This is a genomic window from Stenotrophomonas sp. RG-453 (assembly GCF_033843685.1).
Taxonomy (GTDB): Bacteria; Pseudomonadota; Gammaproteobacteria; order Xanthomonadales; family Xanthomonadaceae; genus Stenotrophomonas; species Stenotrophomonas bentonitica_A.
In genome coordinates this window covers 500,144-516,622 of the sequence record NZ_JAMYED010000003.1, presented here as the reverse complement: position 1 = coordinate 516,622, position 16,479 = coordinate 500,144, and the positions used below count along the sequence as shown (strand labels likewise).

Genomic DNA, 16,479 nt, shown 5'->3' with positions numbered 1-16,479 from the left:
GGCGTGAATCTACGTAAAAGTGCTTTTTCTGCAGGGCGGTGGACATCCGCATCACTGATCCTGCGAGCGGCATTGCAACTCGGCCAGACCCTTCTCCTCGCGCGCCTCCTTACCCCCTCAGACTTCGGCCTGATGGCCATCGTGATGGCGACATACGGAGTGCTCTCTCTCTTAATAGACCTGGGGCTTTCAAACGCCTTGATCCACTTCCCGGATCCAAGTCGTAAGGTCGCCTCATCGCTCTTTTGGCTGAATCTCGGCGGATCCATTTCCATGATGGCAGTGGTAATGGTTTCGGCATGGCCAATGTCGCAGATCTATGATGAACCAAGTGTCCTGCCAGCGATGATTACGCTGAGCATCGCCATGCCACTTAATGCTCTAGGTCAGCAGTTTCGTGTGATTGCGGAAAAAGAGCTTAAGTTTCAGAGGCTCGCTGCAATTGAGGTGGCTGCCGGAGTTTGTGGATTCGTCGTCGCAGTCACAACGGCCGCACTTGACGGAGGGGTTTACTCGCTTATTGCAGCAATACTTGCATCATCCGCGATAAGCAGTGCCCTTTCCTGGACGTTCTTATCGAATGGCCTTCGACCCTACTTTCATTTCGAGTTGAGCGATGTAAAGAAACACTTGGCTTTCGGGTCATATCGACTCGGAGACACTCTCCTCATCAGCGTCCAGATGCAGGCGGACGTACTCATCGGCGCGTCCTTAACCGGCTCTACTGCGATGGGAATCTATACGGTTCCGCGGGACTTGACCCTTCGACTAGCCAACACCTTAGTCAACCCGATTGTCACACGCGTTGGGCTGCCAGTAATGGCAAAAATGCAGTCCGACAAGAGCGCGCTGAAATCAATCTACCTAAAAACGATGCGAATGACGTCATCGATTAACTTTCCCATCTATAGTGCGCTGATGCTATGGCCCGAAGAAATCGTGGCAATTGCTCTCGGACCACAGTGGGAGGAGTCTGCATCCTTCATGAGAATTTTTGCTGGTTGGGCACTACTGCGCTCGACCGCTAACCCAGTCGGAAGCCTGCTGAATGCAACAGGACGCGTGCGTCTAGCTTTCTGGTGGGATCTGGCCCTTCTTTTTGCTACTCCCCCACTGCTGTATGCGGGGCACCAACTCGGATCACTGCACGGCCTCGCCATAACTATGATCGGAATACAGTTCCTAACTTTTTATCCGCACTACCGCGTGCTAGTTGCACCAGCATGTGGAGCAACCTTCCGAGAATATGTGAACTCATTGCTTCCGGCATGTGTATCGACCGCTTTTGCTGTAGGGACTGGGCTCGCGATCCAGTGGGCAGTTGATGGACCGGGCTGGCTTCTACTTGCCTTGGGCCTATCTGTGGGCGGATGCGTCTATCTCCTATCGAGCATCATTTTCAATAGAGAATGGATCTCCGCTATGGCCGAACTAATCGCACCGCTTATGCAGCCAGTGCGAAGCCGCCTGACAGCTAAGTAGAACGACTAGATTTCAACTTTAAGCGAACGAAGGCGCCTCAGCGCGTACTTGCACTGGCGCTAACACGGATAGCATATTATGAATTACAGAAGTATCGATGACCTTTCCAGAACAATCAGCCTGCATCTACACGAGGTGCCCCAAGACACAGAAATTGTTGTTGGAATACCTCGCAGCGGCATGCTCCCGGCGAGCATTATTGCGCTGAAACTGAACATTCCTCTGACAGACATCCACTCGTTCATTCGCAATGATGAACTGAAAACAGGTAGCACGCGGAACTACAAACTAAAGAAACTTTCCCGCCCAGCAGACGCAAGAAAAATCCTACTGGTCGATGACAGTGTAGCCTCTGGCAGCTCGATGAAAGAGGCTATCAAGCTTCTATCTGAATTCAAGGAGCGCGGGGGCACTGTAGTCACACTTGCGATTTATGCTGAGCGCGCACATCGGACTTGCGTCGATAAACACTTTGAAGTGGTCAATCAGCCTCGCATGTTTGAGTGGAACATCATGCATCACCCACGCCTTAGCGAAGCTTGCCTAGACATTGACGGAGTCCTGTGCGTGGACCCTGGTGAAGATGAGAACGATGATGGTCGGAACTATCTGCATTTCGTTCAAAATGCAAGACCCCTGATAATTCCGACCACCCAGGTCAAACACCTCGTTACAAGCAGGCTCGAAAAATACCGGAAACCTACCGAGGAATGGCTAAGTCGTAACGGCGTTCGATACCGCACCCTTCATATGCTTGACCTACCCACTGCGGAGGAAAGGCGGCGACTGAACATGCACCATAAGTTCAAAGCATCAATCTATGGGAGCGACCCTGAAGCGACTCTATTCATCGAAAGCGAGCCCGAGCAGGCGAAGGAAATCATGCTGGCAACAGGCAAGCCAGTATACTGCACAGGGGATAATCTTCTGTATACGCCACAGATGAGTATTCGTTCCACAACCGCGAAAGTGAGGCACTTTAGCTCAAGCCTCATTCGGAGGAGCCAAAGGAAGATTAAAAATTATCTAAGCAGGGCATTCAACTCACTCCGATCTCATCAGTAGATGCGCAAATTGTCAGCAATGAAAATTACCCTCATCAACAACTTGTACGCGCCTTATGAAAGAGGTGGCGCGGAGATATCGGTCGAGACCCTGGCTGTATCACTAGCGAGCAAAGGGGTGGATACGTCAATTATCACACTTCACGACGCGCCCGATGTAATTCGTGAAGATCAAGGAGGCGTCTCTATTTGGAGAGTCCCGGTGCGCAACTTGTATTGGCCATTCGGAAGCTCTCGGCCAGGCCACCTCAGGCGATTAGCATGGCACCTACGAGACATTAATAATCGCAGAGCAGGGAAAGATGTTTTTGATCTGCTGAAAATCATCTCTCCAGACGTCGTACACACCAATAATCTCGCGGGATTCTCGGTTTCAGCTTGGGAGTCAGCGACAAAACTTGGTATCCCCGTGGCGCATACCGCGAGAGATTACTATCTACTACATCCAAATTCCACCCTCTTCCGAAACGGCGCCAGCCAAAGCGAAAAAACCCTCTCTGCGCGGACGTGGTCCATGCAAAAGAGACGATCATCCTCTCTAGTATCTCACTTCATTGGCATCAGCAAATACGTGGTCGATGTACATTCGCGCAATGGATACTTCCAAAACGCCACTAAAGAAGTTATCTATAATTCGATTTCGATGCCGGCCGCTGAGGCTAGGACCCGACATGTAAGGCGTGATTGCGTTACTTTCGGGTACATTGGACGACTAGATCCTTCAAAAGGAGTTGAGCTAGCCATACAAGCGATGCAAACGCATTCAAATGCAAGGTTGATTGTCGCGGGAAGTGGAGAGGAAGAGTATGTTGCCGCATTGAAACAGGCAGCACCCAGCAACGTCTCTTTCGTAGGAAGGCAGGTTCCTGCAGAGTTCCTTCAACAGATCGACTTTCTCGTAGTCCCCTCTCTTTGGAACGAGCCGCTGGGTCGCGTTATTTTGGAGTCTTACTCGCAAGCCGTTCCCGTGGTCGCAGCGCGGATTGGCGGGATCGTGGACATAGTGAATGACGGGGTAACAGGAACACTCTTTAGCACACTTTCCACAGAACCGACGAATTCAATTGCCGCTGCCATGTACGCCATTTCACAACTTGACTATGCGACCTTGTCCAAAAATTCCCTATTGAAGTCGCGCGAGTTTTCCACCGACCTCATCTCTTGCGCATATTTGAGATCCTTCGAACGACTCTCAAGCACTCTGCAAACCTAATAGACGACCCTCCCGATCAATTAGATACTTAAATGAAACTGCGCATCAAAGAAGTTTTTCTTTTCTCTCCCTGGACATTGTCAGTAGTTTCACTCGCCTTTTTCCTGACATGCTGGGTTTTTCCGCCTCAGGCTTACGAGGCGATCATGCGCGAGAGAAATTTGATATTCATTGATGTCCAAGCTCTTACTTTCTACGTTGGATGCCTTATTGCATTCTGGCTTGGGCTAGCAGTTGTTCCGCACAGAGATGGGGCGCCCACTCCTTCGCGGTTCATCAAGCGATCGGCAATTCTGATTCCGCTAGCAGCCGCAGTCACGTTAAATGCATTCTCCCTGTCCATCCTCCTAAAGAACAACCCTTGGATGTTCACGGGGTGGTTTACTGATGCCGCCCAGGTCAAGAAGGACTATGACGCAACAGGAGGGCTTTCCGAAGCGCTCCCCTTGCTGTTTGCTGTCTGCTGGTGGGCCCTCTTTCGAACACTTGAACGAAAGCGGACCACAGGAAAGTCACAGACACTGCTGACTTTAGCAGTCATTCTTGCCTCCTGCTTTGCGATGCTGACAGCACTCATGAAAGCAGCGCGTTATGATCTCATGCCAGGGGTCGTCGGCCTGCTAGTTGTATTTAGCCTATTTGCACAAGGCGGCAAGAGATTCAATGCCCTAAAGCTGGCCAAGAGTGGACTGCTTCTTGTCCTGATAACGGTGCTGGTGTTTTCAGTGCTAGCTTACTTCCGCGGAGCAACAGACAAGCTAAAGTTTGCGGAAGTCGCAATGGGCTACTCCATTGCCTCATACAATCGACTAAGCGCCGTACTTAGTGGCGATATAGTACTTCCGTACGGGGGAACCGGGACTTATACATTCAGATTTCTGTCTCACATTCCACTGCTGCACGGCGTTCTGGATTTGCGCGAGGCGCTAGGCATGCCTGAGGCTACTGATGTACTGATGAGCGAGTTCCCCGCTGTGGAAGCGGCCAACCTGTCCCGCGATTACATTTGGCTCGGAACATTTGGTTACATTTTCTCAGATATTGGCTTTTGGGTGTTTCCGTACGTCTTTGTGCTGGGCGCGTTTACAGGCCTCGCATGGAGATCATTTCGGAAGGGATCTGCGTTCGGCGTAGTCTTGTTTCCTTGGACTGCGTTCTGCGTCCTATTCTGGTTCGGCTCAAACTTTTTCCCGTACCCCCGACTAGTTACGTTCTTATTTACGGCAACAGCGTTGACCATTTACGAGTTTACTGCACGAAAGGCGGGACTGCTCAACTCAAGAGTCAATTGATGAGGCATAAAATCCTCTCATGACTTTATCTTTAATCAGTAGTCGCCGGCTCCAGATTTCTATCAAAAGCCGCTTCGGCCCGAAAGAGGAAGTTCGCCCATGCTAGACAGACCGACTCACAGTCGCGTCGTGGTGAATGCGCGCTTTATCGACCAACCGATAACAGGGGTGCAGCGCTTCGCACTTCAAATCTGCCTTCATCTGAAAGATATTCTCCCCTCCGTGGAGTTTGTCGCCCCAAGAGCGCATGAAGGTACATCCACCTCCCCTCACGGACTTCCGCTGAAGAGGATTGGCAGCCTCTCTGGGCACGCTTGGGAGCAGATATCACTTCCGCGCTATCTACGTGAGGCGGGAAGCCCGACTCTCATCAACCTCTGCAATACCGCACCAATACTTTATAGAAATCAGGTTGTTACGCACCATGATATAACTTACATTAGATATCCGGCGAGCTTTTCTGCGCAATTTAGAGCTTTCTATCGCCTAATCACGCCGCTTTTTCTGCGAAGATCTCGCTCCGCAGTGACTGTCAGCGCGTTTTCCAAGCGCGAGATCTGCTCACACTTCAAAATACCAGAATCTAAAGTTATAGTTGTTCCCAACGCAACCGATGCTCAGTTCAAACCTACGCCGTCCGATCAAGCCCATTCCCCGTACTTCCTCGCCGTTTCTTCGCCGGTTTTTCACAAGAATTTTGATCGGGTAGTCGCCGCCTACTCAAAATTGACAAAACAATCCGGCATTGAACTCCGTATCGTGGGCTCGGCCAGCGGGGTTTTCGCCTCGACCAGACCCCAGAAGGTACCGGAAGGCGTGATCTTTATGGGCCGCGTCACCGATAACGAACTCGTGTCACTGTACTCAAATGCGGTTGGATTCATATTTCCATCGCTTTACGAGGGTTTTGGAATTCCTCCATTGGAAGCCCAAGCGTGCGGCTGTCCAGTTCTTGCGGCACGAATACAGCCATTCGATGAAACGCTTGGCGACTCTGCCTGCTATTTCGATCCGTACGATGTTGACGACATCGCCGATTGCATGACTCGCGTCGCGTCCAACCCGCTGCTACGCAGTGAATTGATTGCAAGAGGTACCAGTAATGTCTTGCGCTACTCATGGCACCGTTCTGCTCAACTGGTTGCTGGGCTCGCCAGTCGAATAGTTTGACCACCCATTTTTGCGCGATGCCGCCCCACTCTCAACCGGTGAAATAATGAAAATCGCTTTAGTACATGACTGGCTAGTATCATACGCCGGGGCGGAACGCGTGCTTGCTGAGATGATTCATCTGTTCCCTAGCGCTGATATCTACTGCGTAGTAGACTTTCTGTCGGACGAAGATCGCGCACTTCTGGGCGGGAAAATCTCGACCAGGACATTCATTCAGAGGCTGCCGGGGGCAAGCAAACACTATCGCTCTTACTTGCCGCTGATGCCCCTCGCCGTAGAGCAGCTTGATCTTTCCGCCTATGATCTGATCATATCCAGTTCACATGCTGTGGCTAAGGGCGTTTTGACCGGTCCCGACCAGCTACATATCAGCTATGTACACTCACCGATTCGGTACGGGTGGGATTTGCAGCACCAGTACTTACGCGAATCGAAGCTCCAGCACGGCCTGAAAGGCTGGGTAGCGAAATGGTTGTTGCACAAAATACGCATCTGGGACTATCGCACCTCCGCGGGCGTGGACCACTTCGTAGCGAACTCACGCTTCATTGAGCGGCGCATTCGCAAGGTATATGGTCGCGAATCCGATGTGATTTATCCACCCGTGGATGTAGAGGCATTTAGTTACTGCGAAAAGAAGGAAAATTTCTATCTAGCAGCATCCCGCCTAGTCCCATACAAACGCATGGATCTTATTATTCGGGCATTTTCTCAGATGACTGAGAAAAAGCTCGTGGTGATTGGTGACGGACCGGAGCTGGCAAAGCTGATGTCACTCGCAGGCCCAAACATCAGCCTGCTCGGATACAGGCCGTTTGCAGAGCTAAAACACTACATGCAAAGGGCGCGCGCATTCGTTTTTGCTGCGGAGGAGGACTTTGGAATTACTCCGGTCGAGGCTCAAGCTTGTGGAACTCCGGTCATTGCATATGGTAAAGGCGGATCGCTAGAAACGGTCAGGGCTAGCTCCGACTCATCTAAAGCCACAGGAATTTGGTTCGCCGAACAAACGACAGAATCAATTGTTGACGCGGTCACTCGCTTCGAGGCCTTGCCGCAAGGGATCTCTCCTAGGGCTTGCAGGGCTCACGCAGAAAATTTCTCCACTGAGCGATTTCGAGCAAGCTTTGGTGATTATGTGGAACGTCGCTGGTGCGCGTTCAAAACTGGACCGGAGCCGGACGGTGAGCATTGATCGTCTTGTAATCTTGCCTTGGGAAAAGTGATGAGTGAAGTCCTAATCTGCGGCGGTGCCGGCTACATCGGCAGCCATATGGCTCAATGGCTGGCTGAGCATGGGCACTCGGTCACCGTGCTCGACAACCTTTCCACCGGCCACAGAGGCGCCATCCGCTGGGGCGACCTGATCGAGGCGGATCTGTTGGATCCAGCCGCGTTGGAAAGCGCCTTCCACGGGCGCAGCTTCGACGCGGTAATGCACTTCTGTGCCAAGTCGCTGGTGGGCGAGTCGGTCGCCGAGCCCTACGCCTACTACGCCAACAACGTCACCGGTACGCTCAACCTCCTCGAAGCCATGCGCCGTCACGAGGTAAACAAGCTGGTGTTTTCGTCGACCGCAGCTGTCTTCGGCAACCCGGTTTCAGACGTGATCGACGAAGAGCACCCAAAGGCGCCGATCAATCCTTACGGCGCCAGCAAACTCATGGCAGAGCGTTTCCTGGCAGATGCGGCGCATGCTTACGGACTGCGCTCGGTGGCCCTGCGGTACTTCAATGCGGCAGGCGCCCTGCCCGAACATGGCATTGGTGAAGCCCACGCCTGCGAGACGCACCTAATCCCGAACGTCCTGAGAGCCGCGCTGGGACAGGGGCCGTCGCTGAAGATCTTCGGCAACGATTACGACACCGCCGACGGCACCTGCCTGCGCGACTATGTCCACGTCCAGGACCTCGCTCAGGCACATGCCCTGGCACTGGGGTTCATGGATCGCCACGAAGGTGCACACACTTTCAATCTGGGTAACGGCCAGGGCTTCTCCGTCCACGACGTGATTGCGACCGCCGCCTCCGTATCCGGAGTTGCAATCCCGTACGAAGTTGCGCCACGCCGCGCTGGAGACCCCGCACGCCTCGTAGCGTCCAGTGACAAGGCGCGCGAGCTCCTCGGCTGGACGCCACGTTGGACCGAGCTGGCGCCGATCATCGAGAGTGCGTGGCGCTGGCACCGTGATCAGCCGAGATGGTCCCCGCATCACATTCACGCTGACGCCTCCATCCAGGCAGCGTGAGCCATGGGAGCGCGGTCGGGACGCCACCCTCTCTGAGACAATGCAGATATGAATTCGGGGCGCTGGCCGACGCGAGGCTGGCCGGCGCTCCCGACGTGCGCTGCACCACCAGATAAGGCATCGCCCCCCTCTGTTACCATTCGGGGTTCAGCTTGCCGCCCCCCACCCTGCCAGCGGCCAGCGCCTTACAAACGCAACGCAACAGGAGTTTGCATGTCCTCTGACCTGCTCAAGGCCCTCGGCCTCGACGCGACCAACGCTGGCACCTACCTTGGCAACGGCGAGTGGTCCTCGGCCACCGATGCCGGTGTGATTACCCCGGTGAACCCGACCACCGGCGAAGCCATCGCCAAGGTCTACGCGACCACCGACGCCGACTACGAAACCATCGTGGCCCGCGCCCAGGAAGCCTTCAAGGTCTGGCGCACGACCCCGGCACCGCGCCGTGGCGAAGCCGTGCGCCTGTGTGGCGAAGCCCTGCGCGCCAACAAGGACGCCCTGGGCTCCCTGGTCGCGCTGGAAATGGGCAAGAGCAAGCCCGAGGGCGATGGCGAAGTGCAGGAGATGATCGACATCGCCGATTTCGCCGTGGGCCAGAGCCGCATGCTCTATGGCTACACCATGCATTCCGAGCGCCCGGGCCACCGCATGTATGAGCAGTACCAGCCGCTGGGCCTGGTCGGCATCATCAGTGCGTTCAACTTCCCGGTCGCGGTGTGGGCCTGGAACTCGTTCCTGGCCACGATCTGCGGCGACATCTGCCTGTGGAAGCCGTCCAACAAGACGCCGCTGACCGCGATCGCCTCCATGCGCATCTGCAATGAGGCGCTGCGCGACGGTGGCTTCCCGGACCTGTTCTTCCTGATCAACGATGCCGGCACCGAGCTGTCGCAGAAGATGGTGGCCGACAAGCGCGTGCCGCTGATCAGCTTCACCGGCTCCACCCAGGTGGGCCGCCAGGTCGCCGAGAAGGTCGCCCACCGTCTGGGCCGCTGCCTGCTGGAACTGGGCGGCAACAACGCGATCATCCTGGACGAAACCGCCGATCTGAAGCTGGCGATCCCGGGCATCGTGTTCGGCGCCGTCGGTACTGCGGGCCAGCGCTGCACCACCACGCGCCGGCTGATCGTGCACGAATCCATCCATGACGACGTGCTGGCCACACTGATCAAGGCGTACAAGCAGGTGGAAGGCAAGATCGGCGATCCGACCGATCCGGCCAACCTGATGGGCCCACTGAACAGCGACGGCGCCGTGCAGCAGTTCCTGGCCTCGATCGAGAAGGCCAAGGCCAGCGGCGGCACCGTGCAGACCGGCGGCACCCGCATCGACCGCGCCGGCAACTTCGTGCTGCCGGCCATCGTGACCGGCCTGAAGAACAGCGACGAGGTCGTCCAGCACGAGACCTTCGCCCCGATCCTGTACGTGATGAAGTACAGCACGCTGGACGAGGCGATCGACATGCAGAACGGCGTGCCGCAGGGCCTGTCGTCCTCGATCTTCACCACCAACCTGAAAACCGCCGAGCGCTTCCTGTCGGCAGCCGGTTCGGATTGCGGCATCGCCAACGTCAACATCGGCACCTCGGGTGCGGAGATCGGTGGTGCGTTCGGCGGCGAGAAGGACACTGGCGGTGGCCGTGAGTCCGGCTCGGATGCCTGGAAGGTCTACATGCGCCGCCAGACCAACACCATCAACTACTCCGACTCGCTGCCGCTGGCCCAGGGCATCAAGTTCGACCTGTGATGGATCCCGTGCCCCACCTGCCGGCCGGCCCGCGCCTGGAGTTCACCGGGCGCCGGGTGCTGATTGCCGGTGGCAGCAAGGGCATCGGGCGCGCCATGGCGCTGGCGTTTGCTTCGGCAGGCGCCCGCGTCTCGGTCTGCGCACGCGGTGAGGCCGGTCTGGCCGCGCTGCGTGAGGATGCCGGGGCGCTCGGCTTGGCCGTGCATACGGTCAGTGCCGACCTCTCCCGGCTGGACGACATCGGCCGTTGGCTGGCCGATGCTGCGCAGGCCTTGGGCGGCATCGACGTGCTGGTCAACAACGCGACCGGTTATGGCATGGCCGACGATGAGGCGGGCTGGGAGGCCAGCTTGAACGTCGACCTGATGTCGGCGGTGCGTGCCTCGCGGCTGGCGCTGCCTTGGCTGCAACAGTCCAGCGATGCCTGCATTCTCAACCTGGCTTCGATCGCCGCCCAGCAGCCGCGCCCGGGTGGCGCACCGTATGCGGCGGCCAAGGCCGCGCTGATGCATTACACCACCTCGCAGGCCCTGGCCCTTGCGCCGCAACGGATCCGCGTCAACGCCATCGCCCCCGGCTCGATCGAGTTCGAGGACGGGCTGTGGGCGCGCCGGCGCGAACAGGACCCGGCGCTGTATCGAAACACCCTGGCGAAGATTCCGTTTGGCCGCTTCGGCGAGCCGGCGGCCGTCGCCAACGCCGCGCTGTTCCTGTGCTCGCCACTGGCGGGCTGGATCACCGGGCACACCTTGAATGTCGATGGTGGCCAGGTCCTGATGGGATAAACCCGCCGCTGGCCCTATCATCGAACCACCCCACCGCGACCAGGACCTGCATGAGCCTTCCGCCCCGACAAACCAGCGCCATGGCCGTGGTCAGCCTGATCATGGGCATCCTCGGCTGGACCGCCCTGCCCTTCATCGGCAGCGTCGCGGCGATCATCACCGGCCACCTGGCCCGCGCCGAGATCCGCCGCCGCCCGCTGGAGCTGGAAGGCGACGGCATGGCCTTGGCCGGCCTGATCCTGGGCTGGATCATCGTGATCGGCAGCCTGCTTGCCCTGGTGGTGGTGCTGTTGTTCTTCGGCGGACTGGCCTGGTTTGCCGCTACCCAATCGTGAGGTGCACATGAGCCGCTCGGATTCGACCGAACGCTTCAGCAGTCGGGTGGCCGATTACGTTCGCTACCGACCCGACTATCCCCCGGCATTGCTGGACTGGCTGCACCAGGACATCGGTGTACCTGCCGAGACCCTGGTCGCCGACATCGGCGCCGGCACCGGCATTTCCACCCGGCTGTTCCTGGCCACCGGCCACCCGGTCATCGCGGTAGAGCCGAACGCGGCCATGCGCGAGGCCGCCGAACAGTTGCTTGCGCCTGACTATCTGCGCCTGAAGGTGGCCGACGGCACTGCCGAGGCCACCGGCCTGGCCGACAACAGCGTTGGCCTGGTCACCGCCGCGCAGGCCTTCCACTGGTTCGATACCACGGCGGTGCGCCGCGAATGGGCGCGCATCCTGCAGCCCGAAGGCATGGCGCTGGTGTTCTGGAACTCGCGCCTGCTCGATGCCTCGCCCTTCCTGATCGGCTACGAGCAGCTGCTGCAGGAGTTCGGCACCGACTACGTGGAAGTGGCCGAGCGCTACCAGGACGATGACACCATGCGCGCGTGGTTCGGCGAGGGCCTGCGCGGCATGGCCCGCCTGCCGAACGTGCAGCGCATGGACTTCGATGGCCTGCGCGGGCGCCTGCTCTCTTCTTCCTATGCACCGCAGGCCGGCCACCCGCGCCACGCGCCGATGCTCGATGCGCTGCAACAGCTGTTCGACGCCCATGCGGTGGACGGCCAGATTGCCTTTGAATACCAAACCCGTGCCTTTGTCGGCACGCTGGACTGATTGAACGCCATGTACTCGCTTGCCCGCCCCTTCCTGTTCGCCCTTGATGCAGAACGCGCCCACGGCCTTGGCCTGAACGCGCTGGACCTGGCCTACCGCACCGGCACCACGCCGCTGATGGGCCGCCGCATCGACCCGCTGCCGACCACCGCGTTCGGAGTGAATTTCCCGAATCCGGTGGGCCTGGCCGCCGGCCTGGACAAGAACGGCGAGCACATCGATGCGCTGCTGGCGCTGGGCTTCGGTTTCGTGGAGATCGGCACGATCACCCCGCGCCCGCAGGCCGGCAACCCGAAGCCGCGCCTGTTCCGGCTGCCGGACCACCAGGCGATCATCAACCGCATGGGCTTCAACAACCTGGGCGTGGATGCACTGGTGCGCAATGTGGAGCGCGCCAAGCGCCGCACCGGCCTGCTCGGCATCAACATCGGCAAGAACAAGGACACCCCCAACGAGCAGGCGTTCGACGATTACCAGCACTGCCTGGAAAAGGTGTACCCGCTGGCCGACTACATCACCGTCAACATCTCTTCGCCCAACACCGCCGGCCTGCGCGAACTGCAGGAAGAGACCGCGCTGCGCCAGCTGATTTCGCAGCTGCGCGAAAGCCAGGAACGCCTGGCCGCCAAGCACGGCAAGCGCGTACCGATGCTGGTCAAGGTCGCCCCGGACCTGAGCGACCGCGACATCGATGCCGCCGCGCGCGTGCTCGGCGAGCTCAAGGTGGACGGTGTGATCGCCACCAACACCACGATCGACCGCAGTGCGGTGGCCGGTGACCCGCGGGCGAACGAGGCCGGCGGCCTGTCCGGCGCGCCGCTGCTGGGCCAGTCGACCCTGGTGCTGCGCCGCCTGCGTGCGCGCCTGCCCGAGTCGATGCCGTTGATCGGCGTGGGCGGCATCCAATCCGGTGCGGACGCGGTGGCCAAGATGGCCGCCGGCGCCGCACTGGTGCAGTGCTACAGCGGCCTGATCTTCCGTGGCCCGGAACTGGTGCACGAGTGCGTGGAGGCGATCCGCCGCCGCAGAGAGGCACCCAGCCGCGGCGCGGTGGCACCGCTATGAACGACGCCATGACGGCCTGGGCCATCACTGAAAACGCCTCGCTGAAGGCGCTCAACACCTTCCACGTCGAGGCCACCGCCGCACAGCTGCTGGAGGTGTTCGACCCGTCCGTACTGCCGGAGGTGCTGGCCCTGCCGCGCGTTGCCGAGCAACCGTTGCTGGTGCTGGGCAGCGGCAGCAATGTGCTGATCGCCGGCAACGTGGAAGGCACCGTGCTGGTGTTCGCCAACCGCGGCATCGAGATCCTGGAGCACCGCGCCGACCACACCATCGTGCGCGCCGGTGCCGGCGTGAACTGGCATGGGCTGGTGATGTGGTCGCTGCAGAACGGCCTGTCCGGCCTGGAGAACCTGGCCTTGATCCCCGGCACTGCCGGCGCCTCACCGATCCAGAACATCGGCGCCTATGGCGCGCAGGTCGGCGAATTCATCCAGGCCGTGGATGCGTGGGACCGGCAGGAGAACGACTGGGTGCGCTTCGATGCCGAAGGCTGCCAGTTTGCCTACCGCGACAGCATCTTCAAGCACGACCCGGACCGTTACCTGATCACTGCGATCGAGCTGCGGCTGCCGCTGCTGCATGGCCTGCGCCTGGGCTACGCCGGGATCGCCGAGGAAATGGAGGCGATGGGTGTGGAGCTGCCGGTGGCTGCCGATGTGGCCAATGCGGTGATCAATATCCGTCGCCGCAAACTGCCCGACCCGGACGTGCTCGGCAACGCGGGCAGCTTCTTCAAGAACCCGATCCTGCCGCTGGAGCAGGTCGAGGTGTTGCTGCAGCACTTCCCCGAGTTGCCGGTGTTCCCGGCCGATGAGGACAGCCGCCGCAAGATCTCCGCTGCCTGGATGATCGAAAGCTGCGGCTGGAAGGGCTACCGCGATGGCGATGCCGGCGTGGCGCCGAGCCATGCACTGGTGCTGGTCAACCATGGCCAGGCCACCGGCGAAGAACTGCTCGCGCTGGCGCGACGGATTTCCGCCTCGGTCCTGGAGAAGTTCGGGGTGCCGATCGAACCGGAACCGAGGCTGATCGGCGCACAGTGGTGAATCGCGCCCCCGCCTTGCCGGTGGCCACGCCGTTGCGGGCCGCCCTGCTGATGCTCGGCAGTACGCTGGCCTTCGGCCTGATGGCGATCGCGATCCGCTACGCCACCCGCTACGTGCCGACCCAGGAAGTGGCGTTCTTCCGCAACGCCTTCGGCCTGCTGGCGCTGCTGCCGATGCTGATCCGCCCGGGCAGCGCGCCGCTGAGAACGCAGCAGCTGCCGCGCTACTTCCTGCGCAGCGCGATCGGGCTGGCCTCGATGCTGTGCGCGTTCTGGGCGATCGGGCACCTGCCGATCTCCCAGGCGATCTCGCTCTCCTACTCCACCCCGCTGTTCGTCACCATCGCCGCGGTGCTGTGGCTGGGTGAAACCGTTCGCCTGCGCCGCTGGGCGGCGGTGATCATCGGCTTCATCGGCGTGCTGATCATCGTGCGCCCCGGCTCGACCAGCTTCACCCCGGGCACTCTGGTGGCAGTAGGCGCGGCGGTACTCAGCTCGCTGGTGGCGATCCAGATCAAACAGCTGACCCGGGTGGACAGCGCCGATACGGTGGTGTTCTACACCTACGTGTTCTGGGTGCCGCTGTCGCTGGTGCCGGCCTTGTTCGTGTGGGTCTGGCCGACTGGCCTGGCGTGGGTCTGGCTGGTCGCGACCGGCGTGCTCGGCACGCTGGGCCAGTTGCTGTGGACCCGCGCCCTGCGCCTGGGCGAGGTCTCCGCGCTGACCCCGATCAGCTTCATGCAGCTGCCACTGGTGAGCCTGCTGGGCTGGCTGCTGTTCAATGAAACGCTGGACCGCTGGACCGTGATCGGCGCCGCCATCATCCTCGGCGCGAATGCCTATATCGCCCACCGTGAAGCGGTGCTGGCACGGCGGGCGAAATCGCAGGCCGCCACGGCGGCCGTCAAACCGGGGGAATAGTCCCCCCGGGAATCAATCCGAGCCGAACAGATCGCGGGTGTAGACCTTGTGCGCGACGTCCGCCAGTTCCGGCGTCAGCCGGTTGGCGACGATGATGTCGGCCTCGGCCAGGAACGCGGCGAAATCGTTCACCACGCGCGAGCGGTAGAACGTCGGCTCGGTGAGCACCGGCTCGTGCACGATGACCTCGATGCCCTTCGCCTTGATCCGCTTCATCACGCCCTGCACCGCCGAGGCACGGAAGTTGTCCGAGCCGGCCTTCATGACCAGCCGGTAGATGCCCACCACCTTCGGGTTGCGCGCCACGATGTCATCGGCGATGAAATCCTTGCGCGTGCGGTTGGACTCGACGATGGCGTGGATCAGGTTCTGCGGCACCTTGCTGTAGTTGGCCAGCAGCTGCTTCGTGTCCTTGGGCAGGCAGTAGCCGCCGTAGCCGAAGGACGGGTTGTTGTAATGGTCGCCGATGCGCGGATCCAGGCTCACGCCTTCGATCATCTGGCGCGTGTCCAGCCCGTGCGAACTGGCGTAGGTGTCCAGTTCGTTGAAGTAGGCCACCCGCATCGCCAGGTACGTGTTGGAGAACAGCTTGATCGCCTCCGCCTCGGTCGCGTCGGTGAACAGCACCGGCACGTCCTTCTTGATCGCGCCTTCCTTCAGCAGTTCGGCGAACACCGCGGCACGCTGGGAGCGCTCGCCGACGATGATCCGGCTCGGGTGCAGGTTGTCATGCAGCGCGCGTCCCTCGCGGAGGAATTCCGGCGAGAACAGAATGGTGTCGGTCCCGAACCGGGCCCGCAGCGCGTTCGTGCAGCCGACCGGCACGGTCGACTTGATGACGATGACGGCAGATGGGTTGATCCGCAGCACATCGCCGATCACCGCCTCCACGGAGCCGGTGTTGAAGTAATTCGATTTAGGATCGTAATCCGTCGGCGTGGCGACGATGACGAAATCCGCACCCTCATAGGCCTGCGCCGGATCCAGCGTCGCGGTCAGGTTCAGCGCGCGGTTGGCGAGGAAGTCTTCGATCTCGACATCTTCGATGGGCGACTGGCGGGCATTGATCATCGCCACTTTGGCCGGATCGATGTCCAGCGCCACCACCTCGTGATGCTGTGCGAGCAGCACCGCGTTGGACAGGCCCACGTACCCGGTACCGGCGACGGCAATCTTCATTCAAGGTCCTTCTTTTGCAGCGTCCAGAGTGAACTGCGGATTTTAGCAAACGCCATGCACTGAACGCCGGCGCAGGTAGGCCGCATTTCGACAGGATCGCTGCGGATGCTGCCTGGACCGGTGCCCATCGTGCGGGCCAAGGGTTCGGGGTCC

Annotated in this window: 15 protein-coding genes; 14 read left to right on the top strand and 1 reads right to left on the bottom strand. The window is 59.6% G+C overall.

The features are described 5' to 3' along the window. The first annotated feature begins 3 nt into the window (after window positions 1-3). The 14 genes from NJD74_RS07965 (at window position 4) to NJD74_RS07900 (ending at window position 15,147) form a co-directional block, all read left to right on the top strand. Window positions 4-1,482 carry an MOP flippase family protein gene (locus NJD74_RS07965; protein ID WP_319623929.1) on the top strand — a complete coding sequence of 493 codons (1,479 nt, stop codon included), beginning with the start codon at window positions 4-6 and terminating at the stop codon, window positions 1,480-1,482. A 78-nt stretch (window positions 1,483-1,560) separates the two neighbouring features. After that, the gene (locus NJD74_RS07960; RefSeq protein WP_319623928.1) at window positions 1,561-2,547 is read left to right on the top strand and encodes a phosphoribosyltransferase family protein; all 987 of its coding nucleotides are present in this window, start codon (window positions 1,561-1,563) and stop codon (window positions 2,545-2,547) included. 18 nt (window positions 2,548-2,565) lie between these two features. Then, window positions 2,566-3,759 carry a glycosyltransferase family 4 protein gene (locus NJD74_RS07955; protein ID WP_319623927.1) on the top strand — a complete coding sequence of 398 codons (1,194 nt, stop codon included), beginning with the start codon at window positions 2,566-2,568 and terminating at the stop codon, window positions 3,757-3,759. A gap of 32 nt (window positions 3,760-3,791) precedes the next feature. After that, window positions 3,792-5,051 carry a hypothetical protein gene (locus NJD74_RS07950; protein ID WP_319623926.1) on the top strand — a complete coding sequence of 420 codons (1,260 nt, stop codon included), beginning with the start codon at window positions 3,792-3,794 and terminating at the stop codon, window positions 5,049-5,051. Window positions 5,052-5,150: 99 nt separating this feature from the next. Continuing rightward, window positions 5,151-6,221 carry a glycosyltransferase family 1 protein gene (locus NJD74_RS07945; protein ID WP_319623925.1) on the top strand — a complete coding sequence of 357 codons (1,071 nt, stop codon included), beginning with the start codon at window positions 5,151-5,153 and terminating at the stop codon, window positions 6,219-6,221. 46 nt (window positions 6,222-6,267) lie between these two features. Continuing rightward, on the top strand, window positions 6,268-7,419 hold the full coding sequence (locus tag NJD74_RS07940; RefSeq protein ID WP_319623924.1) for a glycosyltransferase family 4 protein: 1,152 nt from the start codon (window positions 6,268-6,270) through the stop codon (window positions 7,417-7,419). A gap of 30 nt (window positions 7,420-7,449) precedes the next feature. Next, window positions 7,450-8,472 (top strand): UDP-glucose 4-epimerase GalE, encoded by a 1,023-nt coding sequence (gene galE / locus NJD74_RS07935; protein ID WP_319623923.1) that lies wholly within the window; start codon window positions 7,450-7,452, stop codon window positions 8,470-8,472. Window positions 8,473-8,685: 213 nt separating this feature from the next. Next, a complete protein-coding gene (locus NJD74_RS07930) occupies window positions 8,686-10,218 on the top strand; it encodes an aldehyde dehydrogenase family protein (RefSeq protein WP_319623922.1) in 1,533 nt (510 codons plus the stop codon). Continuing rightward, a complete protein-coding gene (locus NJD74_RS07925; RefSeq protein WP_313218108.1) occupies window positions 10,218-11,003 on the top strand; it encodes an SDR family oxidoreductase in 786 nt (261 codons plus the stop codon). The genes NJD74_RS07930 and NJD74_RS07925 overlap by 1 nt, the downstream gene beginning before the upstream one ends. Window positions 11,004-11,053: 50 nt before the next feature. Beyond that, complete coding sequence (locus NJD74_RS07920) at window positions 11,054-11,338, top strand: DUF4190 domain-containing protein (protein ID WP_313212673.1); 285 nt, start codon at window positions 11,054-11,056, stop codon at window positions 11,336-11,338. A gap of 7 nt (window positions 11,339-11,345) precedes the next feature. Then, window positions 11,346-12,116, top strand: a complete 771-nt coding sequence (locus NJD74_RS07915) for a class I SAM-dependent methyltransferase (RefSeq protein ID WP_319623921.1) — start codon at window positions 11,346-11,348, stop codon at window positions 12,114-12,116. 9 nt (window positions 12,117-12,125) lie between these two features. Then, on the top strand, window positions 12,126-13,181 hold the full coding sequence (locus NJD74_RS07910; protein ID WP_070473067.1) for a quinone-dependent dihydroorotate dehydrogenase: 1,056 nt from the start codon (window positions 12,126-12,128) through the stop codon (window positions 13,179-13,181). After that, the gene (gene murB, locus NJD74_RS07905) at window positions 13,178-14,227 is read left to right on the top strand and encodes a UDP-N-acetylmuramate dehydrogenase (RefSeq protein WP_019183057.1); all 1,050 of its coding nucleotides are present in this window, start codon (window positions 13,178-13,180) and stop codon (window positions 14,225-14,227) included. The genes NJD74_RS07910 and murB overlap by 4 nt, the downstream gene beginning before the upstream one ends. Window positions 14,228-14,259: 32 nt before the next feature. Further along, window positions 14,260-15,147: a DMT family transporter gene (locus tag NJD74_RS07900; RefSeq protein ID WP_026069760.1), complete on the top strand. Its 888-nt coding sequence runs from the start codon at window positions 14,260-14,262 to the stop codon at window positions 15,145-15,147. Between the two features lie 12 nt (window positions 15,148-15,159). Here NJD74_RS07900 and NJD74_RS07895 read toward each other — a convergent pair whose 3' ends face one another. Beyond that, on the bottom strand, window positions 15,160-16,326 hold the full coding sequence (locus NJD74_RS07895; protein ID WP_019183059.1) for a nucleotide sugar dehydrogenase: 1,167 nt from the start codon (window positions 16,324-16,326) through the stop codon (window positions 15,160-15,162). Window positions 16,327-16,479 lie beyond the last annotated feature (153 nt).

Coding starts and splice junctions, on each gene's coding strand:
- NJD74_RS07930 (WP_319623922.1), top strand. CDS start 8,686: ATGTCCTCTGACCTGCTCAAGGCCCTCGGCCTCGACGCGACCAACGCT.
- murB (WP_019183057.1), top strand. CDS start 13,178: ATGAACGACGCCATGACGGCCTGGGCCATCACTGAAAACGCCTCGCTG.
- NJD74_RS07960 (WP_319623928.1), top strand. CDS start 1,561: ATGAATTACAGAAGTATCGATGACCTTTCCAGAACAATCAGCCTGCAT.
- NJD74_RS07950 (WP_319623926.1), top strand. CDS start 3,792: ATGAAACTGCGCATCAAAGAAGTTTTTCTTTTCTCTCCCTGGACATTG.
- NJD74_RS07920 (WP_313212673.1), top strand. CDS start 11,054: ATGAGCCTTCCGCCCCGACAAACCAGCGCCATGGCCGTGGTCAGCCTG.
- NJD74_RS07955 (WP_319623927.1), top strand. CDS start 2,566: ATGAAAATTACCCTCATCAACAACTTGTACGCGCCTTATGAAAGAGGT.
- galE (WP_319623923.1), top strand. CDS start 7,450: ATGAGTGAAGTCCTAATCTGCGGCGGTGCCGGCTACATCGGCAGCCAT.
- NJD74_RS07915 (WP_319623921.1), top strand. CDS start 11,346: ATGAGCCGCTCGGATTCGACCGAACGCTTCAGCAGTCGGGTGGCCGAT.
- NJD74_RS07940 (WP_319623924.1), top strand. CDS start 6,268: ATGAAAATCGCTTTAGTACATGACTGGCTAGTATCATACGCCGGGGCG.
- NJD74_RS07925 (WP_313218108.1), top strand. CDS start 10,218: ATGGATCCCGTGCCCCACCTGCCGGCCGGCCCGCGCCTGGAGTTCACC.
- NJD74_RS07910 (WP_070473067.1), top strand. CDS start 12,126: ATGTACTCGCTTGCCCGCCCCTTCCTGTTCGCCCTTGATGCAGAACGC.
- NJD74_RS07895 (WP_019183059.1), bottom strand. CDS start 16,326: ATGAAGATTGCCGTCGCCGGTACCGGGTACGTGGGCCTGTCCAACGCG.
- NJD74_RS07945 (WP_319623925.1), top strand. CDS start 5,151: ATGCTAGACAGACCGACTCACAGTCGCGTCGTGGTGAATGCGCGCTTT.